1 protein-coding gene and 1 pseudogene are annotated in these 13,446 nt (G+C 62.9%); both read left to right on the top strand.

What is annotated here, in order from left to right; genetic code table 11:
- Positions 1–256 precede the first annotated feature (256 nt).
- Complete coding sequence (locus ACOYXE_RS10050; RefSeq protein ID WP_460928997.1) at positions 257–13,273, top strand: amino acid adenylation domain-containing protein; 13,017 nt, start codon at positions 257–259, stop codon at positions 13,271–13,273.
- Positions 13,270–13,365 (top strand): annotated as a pseudogene (locus tag ACOYXE_RS10045) (hypothetical protein); the annotation flags it as partial. The gene ACOYXE_RS10050 and the pseudogene ACOYXE_RS10045, both read left to right, overlap by 4 nt.
- Between the last annotated feature and the right edge of the window lie 81 nt (positions 13,366–13,446).

Raw genomic sequence — 13,446 nt, 5'->3', positions numbered from 1 at the left:
CGCACACAAACCCTGTAGGAGTGAGCCTGCTCGCGATTGCGGTGGGTCAGTCACGAACATATCGCCTGACCTGACGCCATCGCGAGCAGGCTCACTCCTACACGGGGGGTTGTGTGGCTCCTGTCCGGTATGGCTTGTCCCCGCTTCCCATGTCAGACACCCACGCCCCGATGTTTTAGTTTTTCCAGGCTGCGCGCCGTCTGCACGGACTCGCTGCTGCGCGCTCCTTTTTTCCGTATTTACAGCAGGTTACCTCATGCATTTCAGCGAACTGATGGCTGTTATTTCCACCCATGCGATCCGCCTTCAACAGGAAGATGAAGACCTGGTCATTCTGGGCAGCGACGACGCGCTGGATGACGCTTTGTGGGACAGCCTTTCGGCGCACAAGGCGCAACTGCTGGAGCTAGTAGCCCAACATGGCGGCGACTGGCTGAGCCCGGCCTTTCGCATTACCCCGGACATGCTGCCGCTGGTGACGCTGAATCAGCACACCCTTGACCGCATCGTTGCCACGGTGCCGGGTGGCGCGGCCAATGTGCAGGACATTTATCCGCTGTCGGCGTTGCAGGAAGGCATGCTGTACCACCATCTTTCGGCCGCTGCCGGTGACCCTTACATCTCGCAGGCGCGCTTCGTGTTCGACAGCCAGCAACGGCTGGACGCCTTCGCCGACGCGCTGCGTTGGGTGGTCAAACGTCACGACATCCTGCGCACCTCGTTTGTCTGGGAATACCTCGACGAGGCGGTGCAAGTGGTCTGGCGCGAGGCGCCGCTGCTGTGTGAGGAAATCAACGTCGACAGTGGTGCCGACGTACTAACGCAATTGCTCGAACGTCACGATCCGCAGCACTTTCGTCTGGACATGCAGCAAGCGCCCTTGCTGCGCATGGTCTACGCGCAGGATCCTGCTCAGGGCCGCGTGGTCGCGCTGTTGCTGTTTCATCACATGATCATGGATCACGTGGCGCTGGACGTACTGCGCCGGGAAATTCAGGCCTGTCTGCTCGGGCAGACTGCGCAAGTGCCAGCGGCGGTGCCGTATCGTGATCACTTGGCCAAGGCCCGCAGTGCGGGCAACGAGCAGGCACAGGAAGCGTTTTTCCGCGAGATGCTCGCCGATATCGACGAGCCGACGCTGCCGTGTGGTTTGCAGGATGTGCAGGGTGACGGCCATGCTATCGAGGAGTCTTCGTTGATGCTCGACAGCCGCTTGAGCCGGCAGTTGCGCGAGCAGGCGCGGCAGCTCGGCGTGAGCGTCGCGAGCCTGACGCATCTGGCGCTGGCGCGGGTGCTCGGGCAATTGTCCGGGCGCACAGCGATAGTGTTCGGCACTGTACTGCTGGGGCGGATGGACGCGGGCGAGGGCGGTGAGCAGGCGTTGGGGATGTTCATCAACACCTTGCCGCTGCGCGTTGATGTCGGTGAGCAAAGCGTGCGCGCCGGGGTCCTGGCGACCCATCGGCGGCTGACCGCGTTGCTGGCGCACGAGCAAGCCTCGCTGGCTTTGGCGCAACGCTGCAGCGCCGTCGCGGTGCCGACGCCGCTGTTCAGCGCGATCCTCAACTACCGGCACAGCAGCGTCGAAGAAGTCGCTGATGTGGTCGACATTGCTCCCGGTGTGCAGGTATTGGGTGCCCGCGAGCGCACCAACTACCCGCTGACCATCAACATCGATGACCTCGGCGCAGATTTGCGCATTACCGCGCTGGCAGATGCGGCGCTGGGTGCCGAGCGCATGGCCGCGTACCTGAATACGGCGCTGGAAAGTCTGCTCGCGGCCCTGCAAACCAGCGCCGATGTGCCGCTGCAAGAGCTGAAAATCCTCCCCGCCAGCGAACGCGAACACCTGCTGTACGGCAGCAATTTGCCGCTGTCGCAGTTCCCCGACACCCCGCTGATCCACCAGCAATTTGAAATCCATGCACAGGCCCGCCCGGACGCCACGGCGCTGATCTTCGAAGGGCAGACGCTCAGCTACGGCGAGCTCAACCGCCGCGCCAATCAGGTCGCCCACCATTTGCTGGCGCTGAACATTCGCCCTGACGACCGTGTCGCCATCTGCGTCGAGCGTGGCCCGCAAATGATCATCGGCCTGCTTGGCGTGCTCAAGGCAGGCGCCGGTTATGTGCCGATCGATCCGGCCTATCCGCTCGACAGAATCAGTTTCACCTTGCAGGACAGCGCCCCGGCGGCGGTTCTCATGCAGGCGGCGACCCGCGATCGCGTGGCCGCTCTCGATGTGCCGCAGATCGACCTCGGCAGCGCTCACCTCAAGGCCGAACTCGACAGCAATCCGCAGATCCCCGAGCTGACCCCGGCGCATCTGGCGTACGTGATCTACACCTCCGGCTCCACCGGTTTGCCCAAAGGCGTGATGGTCGAGCACCGCAACGTGGCGCGGCTGTTTTCTGCCACCCATGACTGGTTCCAGTTCAACCAGCAAGACATCGGGGTGCTGTTCCATTCCTTCGCGTTCGACTTCTCGGTGTGGGAAATCTGGGGTGCATTGGCGTTCGGCGGGCAATTGCTGCTGGTCCCGCAAGCCGTCAGCCGCTCGCCGGACGACTGCTATGCACTGCTCTGCGAAACCGGCGTCACGGTGCTCAACCAGACGCCGAGCGCATTCCGCCAACTGATCGCCGCTCAGGGCCGCAGCACCTTGCAGCATTCCTTGCGGGAAGTGGTTTTCGGCGGCGAAGCGCTGGAGCCTGGGCTGCTCAAGCCGTGGTACGCGCGGGTCGGCAATGCCGGAACGCGGCTGGTGAACATGTATGGCATCACCGAAACCACGGTGCACGTGACCTATCGGCCGTTGCAGGCCGCCGACGCGCAATTGCTCGGCGTCAGCCCGATTGGCGTGCGCATTCCCGACCTGCAACTGTATGTCCTCGATGCGCAGCGTGAACCGGTCCCCGTCGGCGTGATCGGTGAGCTATATGTCGGTGGCGCCGGGGTGGCGCGCGGTTATCTGAATCGCGAAGCGCTGACGGCGGAGCGTTTTATCAATGATCCGTTTGGCGCAAATGCCGAGGCGCGGTTGTATAAAACCGGCGACCTTGCGCGCTGGGCCGCTGATGGCAACCTCGAATATCTGGGGCGCAACGACGATCAGGTGAAAATTCGCGGTTTCCGCATTGAGCTGGGTGAGATCGAGGCGCGCCTGTCTACCTGCGAAGGTGTACGCGAAGCCGTGGTGATCGCCCGTGAGGACAGCCCCGGTGATCAGCGTCTGGTTGCCTACTGGCTGGCTGACGCCGATGCCGCGCCTGATGTGGCGCAATTGCGTGATCATTTGCTGGCGACGCTGGCTGACTACATGGTGCCAAGCGCTTTCGTGCGCCTGGACGCTTTTCCGCTGACTACCAATGGCAAGCTCGACCGCAAAGCCTTGCCGGCACCGGACAGCGATGCCTTCGCCCGACGTGGTTTCGAAGCGCCGGTCGGAGCAGTAGAGAATCTGATCGCCGGTCTCTGGCAGACATTGCTCAGTGTCGAGCAGGTCGGCCGCCATGACAACTTCTTCGAACTCGGTGGTCACTCGCTGTTGGCAGTGAAGCTGATCGAGCGCATGCGCCAACAGGATTTGCATTGCGACGTGCGCGTACTGTTCGGTCAGCCGAGCGTGGCGGCGCTGGCAGCGACCTTGAGCAGCGAACGTGCCATCGTTGTCCCGGACAACCTGATCGAACCGGGTTGCACGCGCATTACTCCGGCCATGTTGCCGCTGGCCAATCTCGATCAGGCCGCGATCGACCGTGTCGTTGCAACCGTGCCGGGTGGTATCGCCAATGTGCAGGACATCTATGCTCTGGCGCCGTTGCAGGCGGGGATTCTCTATCACCACTTGGCAACCAGCGCCGGAGACCCGTATGTGTTGCAGGCGCAATTCGCCTTCGACGGTCTGGCACAGATCAAAACCTTCGTCCGCGCCTTGAACGGCGTGATCAAACGCCATGACATTCTGCGCACCGGCGTGGTCTGGGAGGGGCTTGAGGAAGCCGTGCAAGTGGTCTGGCGCGAGGCGCCACTCGCGCTGGAACGCGTCGATGCCGATGACCTCGACGGCGACGTGCTCGAGCAGATGCAGGCGCGTTTCGATCCACGCCACTATCGTCTGGACCTCAATCGCGCGCCGCTGATGCGTTTTGTCTACACCGAAGATCAGCCGCACAACCGGTGGGTCGGCATTCTCCTGATGCACCATATCGTCCTCGATCACACCGCGCTGGACGTGCTGGTGGCGGAAATGAGCGACGTCATGCTCGGCTGCAGCAGCGACCTGCCGCCGCCGGTGCAGTACCGCCACTTTGTCGCGCAGGCGCGCCTTGGCGCCGATGATCAGGCGCATGAGGCGTTCTTCCGCGAAATGCTTGCCGACATTGACGAGCCGACCGTGGCCTTCGGTTTGCAGGACGTGCACGGCGACGGCAGCGATATCCTCGACAGTCATGCCGAGCTGGACGTCGGCCTCGGCGAACGCCTGCGCGAGCAGGCGCGGCGCCTGGGTGTCAGCGTGGCCAGTCTGGTGCATCAGGCCTGGGCTCAGGTGTTGGCGCAGGTGTCCGGCCAGCAGGATGTGGTGTTTGGCACGGTATTGCTCGGACGCATGCAGGGTGGGGAGGGCGCTGATCGGGCGCTGGGCATGTTCATCAACACCTTGCCGCTGCGTGTCAGCGTCGGTACTGAATCGGTAGAACTCGGCGTGCGTGCCACCCATGCACGTCTGGCGCAATTGCTCGGCCATGAGCAAGCTTCGTTGGCGCTGGCCCAGCGTTGCAGTGGTGTCGCCGGTTCGCAGACGCTGTTCAGCACCTTGCTCAACTACCGCCACAGTGCGCCGGAGTCGGCCGCTGTAACGTGGGATGGCGTGCAGATTCTCAGTTCGCGCGAGCGCAGCAATTATCCGCTGGTGGTCAGTGTCGACGACCTTGGCGAAGGGTTCCGCTTGAGCGTACAAGCCGTGCCTCAGGTGGATGGCGCGCGGGTCTGCGACTTCTTGCAAACCGCGTTGCACAGCCTGGTCACGGCACTGGAGTACACGCCAACGGCGCCGTTGCAGCAGCTATCGATCGTGTCGCCGGGCGAGCGGCAGCGTGTGCTGGTTGGTTTCAACATCAGCGGTCGTGAATACCCGTCCGCGCAGACAGTGCCGCGGCTCTTTGAAGCGCAAGTCTTGGCGTATCCCGAAGCATTGGCGGTGGTGCAGGGTGAGCAACAGTTCAGCTACCGCGAACTGAATCAGCGCGCCAATCGTCTCGCTCATCACTTGATCGGCCTCGGCGTGCAAACCGATGACCGAGTCGCGCTGTGCCTGCGTCGCGGCCCGAACATGCTTGTTGGAATGCTGGCGATTCTCAAGGCCGGCGCGGGTTACGTGCCGATCGATCCTGATTATCCGCGAGAACGCATCGCCTACCTGTTGCAGGACAGCGACCCGATTGCGGTACTGGCGCAGGCATCGACGCGCGACCTGCTCGGCGCTGTACCGGTGATTGATCTGGATGCCAGCGAGTGGCGGCACCTGCCTGACGACAATCCGCAACGGCCGGGACTGACCCCGGAAAATCTGGCCTACGTGATTTACACCTCGGGTTCTACCGGGCAGCCAAAAGGCGTGATGGTCGAGCACCGCACTCTGGAAAACCTCGTGCACTGGCACGCCGAAGCGTTCGACCTGCACGCCGGCAGCCACACCGCCAGCGTCGCCGGTTGCGGTTTCGATGCCATGGCCTGGGAAGTCTGGCCCGCGCTGTGCGTCGGCGCGACCGTGCACCTGCCACCGCCCGCGATCGGTAATGAACACCTTGATGAACTCCTCGAATGGTGGCGCGCGCAGCCGTTGCAGGTGAGCTTTCTGCCGACCCCGGTGGCCGAATATGCCTTCAGTCGCGGGCTGGGCCATCCGACCCTGCGCACGCTGCTGATCGGGGGCGACAAGTTGCGCCAGTTCCCACGGGATCAGACCTTCGACGTCATGAATAACTACGGCCCGACCGAAGCCACGGTGGTGGCGACGTCCGGGCGCATTGAGCCCGGGCGGGTTTTGCACATTGGCCGGCCGATTGCCAATGCCAAAGTCTATTTGCTGGACCGCCAGCAACAGCCGGTGCCGACCGGTGTGCAGGGTGAGTTGTACGTCGGGGGTGCCGGGGTCGCACGCGGCTATCTGAATCGCCCGGAACTGACCGCTGAACAATTTCTCGACGACCCGTTCAGCGACGAGCCGCACGCACGGATGTACCGCACCGGTGACCTCGCGCGTTGGCTGGCGGACGGCAATATCGAATACCTGGGACGCAATGACGATCAGGTGAAATTGCGCGGTGTACGCATTGAACTCGGCGAAATCGAAGCGGCGCTGAGCGCACATGATGCGGTCCGCGAATGCGTGGTGCTGGTGCGCGACGGACGATTGGTCGCCTGGTTCACTGAGATCGAGTCGGTCGAGATCAGCGACTTGCACCAGCATCTGCAAACGCGACTGCCCGACACTTTAGTGCCGGCGGCTTACGTGCGACTGGACAGCCTGCCGCTGACCGCACACGGCAAACTCGACCGTAAGGCCTTGCCCGAACCGGATCAGGATGCGTGGCTCAGCCATGAATATGAAGCGCCGCAAGGCCCGGTCGAAATGGCGCTGGCGCAGATCTGGGCCGACGTACTCAACATCGAACAGATCGGCCGCCACGACAATTTCTTCGAACTGGGCGGCCATTCGCTTTTGGCGGTTAGCCTGATCGAACGCATGCGTCAGGTCGGTCTGAGCGCCGATGTGCGCGTGCTGTTCAATCAGCCGAACCTGGCCGCGCTGGCACGGGCCTTGGGCAGTGGACGGGAAATCGAGGTGCCGGCCAATCTGATTCCGATCGGTTGCACGCACATCACACCGGACATGCTGACCCTGACCACACTCGATCAGGCCAGCATCGAACGCATCGTCGCCACGGTGCCGGGCGGCGCCGCCAATGTGCAGGATATCTATCCACTGGCGCCGTTGCAGGAAGGCATTCTTTATCACCACCTCAGCGCCGAGCAGGGCGATCCGTATCTGCTGCAATCACGTCTGGCCTTCGACAGCCTCGAGCGTTTACAAACCTTCGCCACGCATTTGCAGCAGGTCATCGCCCGTCACGACATTCTGCGCACCAGCGTGGTCTGGGAAGGCTTGCCCAACCCACAGCAAGTGGTGTGGCGCGAGGCGCAGATGGTCGTCCAGCAAGTGTCACTTGATGCACAGGACGGCGATATTCTCGAACAGTTGCACGCGCGTTTCGATGCCCGGCATTTCCGCCTCGACCTCAATCAGGCACCGCTGATTCGCATGGTCTACGCCGAGGATCCGGCGCAACAGCAAGTCGTCGCCATCGTGCTGTTCCATCACTCGATTCTCGACCACACGGCCATGGACGTGATCGGCCGGGAAATGCACACGCTGATGTTCGATCAACTCGACACGCTGACGCCGCCGATGCCGTACCGCAACTACGTGGCGCAGGCCCTTCTGGGCGCCGACGAGCAGGAACATGAAGCGTTCTTCCGCGAGATGCTCGGCGATATCGACGAGCCGACCTTGCCCTTCGGTCTGCAGGATGTTCAGGGCGATGGGCGGGGCATCGAAGAAGCGCTGCAAGCGGTCGATGCCGGTCTCAATCTGCGCCTGCGTGAACAGGCGCGACAGTTGGGTGTCAGCCCGGCGAGCCTGATGCACATGGCCTGGGCGCAGGTGTTGGGCGTGGTCTCCGGACGCCGTGACGTGGTCTTCGGCACGGTGTTGATGGGGCGCATGCAGGGCGGTGAGGGTGCCGACCGCACGCTGGGGGTATTCATCAATACCTTGCCGCTGCGCGTCGATCTCGCTGAAGGCGTGCGCGTCGGGGTGAAGTCCACTCATGCGCGTCTGACGGCACTGCTCGGCCATGAACACGCATCGCTGGCGCTGGCTCAACGATGCAGTGGCATGGTCGGTTCCGCGCCGCTGTTCAGCGCGTTGCTTAACTATCGACACAGTGCCGCCGAGCAACAGCCGCATGACGGCCAGGGCATCTGGCAAGGCGTGCGCATGCTTGGCGGCGAGGAGCGCAGCAATTATCCGCTGACCCTGTCGGTGGATGATCTGGGCGAAGGTTTTGTCCTCGACGTGCTGGCGGTCGCCGAGATTGGTGCGCAACGGATCTGCAGTCACATGCACACCGCACTCGAACATCTGGTGACGGCACTGGAAGAGGCGCCGCAATGTCCGCTCAACCGTTTGCCAGTGCTTTCGGTGGCCGAGTACGAGCACTTGCTGGTCGGCTTCAACCAGCACTCAGCGGCTTATCCGCCTGGCGCGACGATTCAGCGCATGGTCGAGGCGCAGGCCGAGCAGCAGCCGGATGCACTGGCGGTGGTTCAAGGCGTGCAGCAACTGACTTACGCTCAACTCAATCAGCGCGCCAATCGTCTGGCCCATCACTTGCTCGGGCTCGGCGTGCAGCCCGATGACCGCATCGCCGTGTGTCTGCGCCGCAGCCCGGACATGCTCGTCGCGTTGCTGGCGATCCTCAAGGCCGGCGCCGGTTATGTGCCGGTCGACCCGGCGTATCCGGCGGAACGCATCGCCTATCTGTTGCAGGACAGCGCGCCGATGGCGGTGCTGGCGCAGGCTGCGACGGCTGATCTGCTTGGCGCCGTGCCGCTGATCGATCTGGACCATCCTACCTGGCAGCACTTGTCCGAGAGCAATCCGCAACTGTCGAGGCTGACCCCGGCGCATCTGGCCTACGTGATTTACACCTCGGGTTCTACCGGCCAGCCGAAAGGCGTGATGGTCGAACACGCAACACTGGAAAACCTTGTGCACTGGCACTGCGAGGCGTTTGACCTGCGCGCCGGCAGCCACACGTCGAGTGTCGCCGGGTTCGGTTTCGATGCGATGGCGTGGGAAGTCTGGCCGGCGCTGTGTGTCGGCGCGACCCTGCACCTGCCGCCGCAAACGGTGAGCAACGAGCACCTCGATGAGTTGCTGAAATGGTGGCGCGCGCAGCCGTTGCAGGTGAGTTTCCTGCCAACGCCCGTCGCCGAATACGCGTTCAGTCGCGACCTCGGCCACCCGACTTTGCGCACGCTGTTGATCGGTGGCGACAAACTGCGCCAGTTCCCCCGCGAGCAGACCTTCGCGGTGATCAATAACTACGGCCCGACCGAAGCCACGGTGGTTGCCACCTCCGGCGCGGTCGAGTCCGGGCAGGTGCTGCATATCGGCCGGCCGATGGCCAACGCGAAGATTTACCTGCTTGACGACCAGCAGCGCCCGGTACCGTTCGGCGTCGCCGGCGAGTTGTATGTCGGCGGTGCCGGCGTGGCGCGCGGTTATCTGCATCGCCCCGAGCTGACTGCCGAACGCTTCCTCGACGACCCGTTCAGCGACGAACCGCAGGCGCGCATGTACCGCACCGGCGACCTCGCGCGCTGGCTCGCCGACGGCACAATCGAGTATCTGGGACGCAACGATGATCAGGTGAAACTACGCGGTGTGCGCATCGAGCTGGGCGAAATCGAAGCGGCGTTGAGCAGTCACGCGGCCGTGCAGGATTGCGTGGTGCTGGTGCGCGACGGGCAGTTGCTGGCGTGGTTTACCGAACGCCTGAGCGTCGACATCGAGGATCTGCGCAGTCATCTGCAAACGCAATTGCCGCAAGCCCTGGTGCCCGCCGCTTACGTGCGCCTGCCAGCACTGCCGCTGACCGCCAACGGCAAGCTCGACCGCAAGGCGTTGCCGGAGCCGGATCAAACGGCGTGGCTGAGCCGCGAATACGCCGCGCCACAAGGTTCGGTGGAAATCGCCCTGGCGCAGATCTGGTCGGACGTCTTGAACGTTGAACAGGTCGGGCGTCACGATAACTTCTTCGAATTGGGCGGGCATTCGTTGCTGGCGGTGACGCTGATCGAACGCATGCGGCAGGTCGATCTGAGCACGGACGTGCGCGTGCTGTTCAGCCAGCCGACATTGGCCGCGCTGGCGGCAGCGGTGGGCAGCGGGCGCGAGGTTGCGGTACCGGAGAATCTGATTGCGACCGATTTCACGCACATCACCGCGGACATGCTGCCGCTGGTGCAACTGAATCAGGCCAGCATCGAACGCATCGTCGCTACGGTGCCGGGTGGCGCGGCCAATGTGCAGGATATTTATCCGCTGGCGCCGTTGCAGGAGGGGATTCTGTATCACCACCTCAGCGCCGTGAAAGGCGATCCGTATCTGCTGCAATCGTGTCTGGCGTTCGACAGTATCGAACGTTTTCAAGGGTTCGCTGCGGCGCTGCGTCAAGTCATGGCGCGCCACGATATCCTGCGCACTTCGATAGTCTGGCAAGGCCTTGCGGCGCCGGTGCAAGTGGTCTGGCGTCAGGCGGAGTTGCCGGTACAAGCTGTGGCGCTGGAGCCTGCGCAGGGAGAGGCCATCGATCAACTGCGGGCGCGCTTCGATGCGCGGCACTGGCGTCTGGAACTTGATCGGGCACCGTTGCTGCGTTTGGTGTATGCCCTCGATCCGGACAATCAGCGTGTCGTCGCCATGCTGTTGTTCCATCACATTGCCATGGACCACACCGCGCTGGCGGTGGTCAGCGAAGAAATGCAGGCGATTTTGCGCGGTGATGAACGATTGCCTGTGCCCGCAGTGCCGTACCGCAATTATGTCGCGCAGACCCGCCTTGGCGTCAGCGAACAAGAGCACGAAGTGTTCTTCCGCGAAATGCTCGGCGACATCGACGAACCGACGCTCCCATTCGGCTTGCAGGACGTGCACGGCGACGGCAATGACATCGAGGAAGTCTGCCAGCCACTGCCTGCTGCGGTGGCGCAGCGTCTGCGCAGTCAGGCACGCTTGCTCGGTGTCAGCGTCGCCAGTCTGTTCCATCTCGCCTGGGCGCGGGTGCTGGCGGTAACGTCCAGTCAGGAACGCGTGGTCTTTGGCACCGTGTTACTCGGGCGCATGCAGGGCGGCGCGGGCGCGGATCGCGGCTTGGGCATGTTCATCAACACCTTGCCATTGCGCGTGGATGTCGACGAAAGCAACGTGCGCGCCGGGGTCAAGGCGACCCATGCGCGGCTCAGTGCACTGTTGGCCCACGAACATGCTTCACTGGCACTGGCCCAGCGTTGCAGTGGTATCGCGGCACCGTCGCCACTGTTCAGCGCGATGCTCAATTACCGGCATAGCGAAAGTGAAACTCAGCAAAATACCAAGCGTGAGGCCTGGCAAGGCATTGAATCGCTGACCGGCGAGGAACGGACCAATTACCCGTTGACCCTCAACGTCGACGATCTGGGCAGTGGCTTCCAACTGACAGTGATGACGCCGTCGCGCATTGGTGCGGCACGCGTCGGTCAGTACATGCACAACGCGCTGATCGCACTGGTTGCAGCGCTGGAACAAACACCACTGCAACCGTTGAACCGCTTGATGGTGTTGCCGGAGGAGGAACGGCAGGCGTTGCTGTTCGGCCTCAACGACACCAACGTCGATTACGATTTGCAGCAGACGCTGCATGGCTTGTTCGAGGCGCAGGTGCAGCGTACGCCAGAGGCTGTGGCCGTCGTCGCCGGCGAACACGCATTGAGCTACACGCAGCTGAACGAACGCGCCAATCGCTTGGCCCTGCACTTGATCAGCCTTGGCGTGCAAGTGGATTCACGGGTGGCGATCTGCGTTGAACGCAGCCTGGAAATGGTCATCGGTCTGCTGGCGATCAACAAGGCCGGCGCTGGTTATGTGCCGCTCGATCCGGCCTATCCGCCGGAGCGCCTGGCCTACATGCTCGAGGACAGCGCGCCGGCCGTGGTGCTGGTGCACGGCGCGACCCGCGCGCTGTTGGGAGATATCTCGGCACCGGTAATCGACCTCGACCAGAACACTTGGCAATCCTTGTCTGCCGAAAATCCACAGATCTCGGCGCTGACGCCACAACACAGCGCCTACGTGATCTACACCTCCGGCTCGACCGGCCAACCGAAAGGCGTGGTCAACGAGCATGCTGGTGTAGTCAACCGCTTGCTGTGGATGCAGGACGCCTATCGCCTGAGCGCAGCCGATTCGGTATTGCAGAAAACCCCGTTCAGTTTCGACGTGTCGGTGTGGGAGTTCTTCTGGCCGCTGATGACCGGCGCGCGACTGGTCATGGCGCGGCCCGACGGGCATAAGGACCCGCAATACCTCACTGAAGTGATCGAAACCGAAAACATCACCACGCTGCACTTTGTGCCGTCGATGCTCGACGTGTTCCTCGCCAACAGCGACACCACACGCTGCGACAGCGTGCGGCAGGTGATGTGCAGCGGCGAGGCGTTGCCGGGCAGTCTGGTGCGACGTTTCAAACTGCAATTGCCGGGCAGTGGTTTGCACAACCTCTACGGCCCGACCGAAGCCGCCGTCGATGTCACCGCATGGGACTGCACCGGATCCATCGAGCAGACCCCGGACAACACACCGATCGGCAAACCGATTGCCAACACCCGCCTGTACATCCTCGATGCGCAGCAGCAACCGGTGCCGCAAGGCGTGATCGGCGAGTTGTACATCGCCGGCGTGCAGGTGGCGCGCGGGTATCTGAACCGACCGCAGTTGACGGCCGAACGCTTCCTCGAGGATCCGTTTCATCCGCACGGGCGCATGTACCGAACTGGCGACGTCGCGCGCTGTCGGCCGGACGGCAATATCGAGTACCTGGGGCGTAACGATGATCAGGTGAAGATCCGCGGCCTGCGTATTGAACTGGGCGAAATTCAGGCACGCCTGGCCCAGATCGAAGGTGTGCAGGAAGCCGTGGTGGTCGCTCGCGAAGAGGTGCCCGGCGACAAACGCCTGGTCGCGTATTACACCGGTGAACGCCTGGAAATCGACGTGCTGCGCGCCCAACTGTTGGAAAATTTGCCGGATTACATGGTGCCTGCGGTGTTTGTGCATCTCGACGCTTTGCCGCTGAGCCCCAACGGCAAACTCGACCGCAAGGCCCTGCCGGCGCCGGACCGGCAAGCGCTGAAAACCCGCGAATACGAAGCCCCGGTCGGCGACGTCGAAATCACCCTCGCACGGCTCTGGGCCGAGCTGCTCAACGTCGAACGGGTAGGGCGTCACGACCATTTCTTTGAACTGGGTGGTCACTCATTACTGGCGGTCAGTCTGATCGGCCGGTTACGTCAGGAAGGCATGGAAGCCGATGTCAGGGCGTTGTTCGAACAACCGACCCTGGCCGGCTACGCCGCAATTACGGAAAGAATGGAGATCGTCCTGTGAATGTGCTCGAACTGTTGGCAACCCTGAAGACAAAAGACATTCAGTTGGTGGTGACCGACGATCAATTGCGCGTCAATGGCAACAAGCAGGCATTGAGCGATCCGGCGCTGCTGGCGGCGCTGCGCGAGCACAAACCGGCACTGATCGAACTGATCAAGGCCGGGCAATACTCG

This window comes from Pseudomonas sp. MC6 (assembly GCF_054790575.1).
Note: the sequence above shows the minus strand (reverse complement) of the source record. Positions and strands in the feature narration are given on the sequence as shown.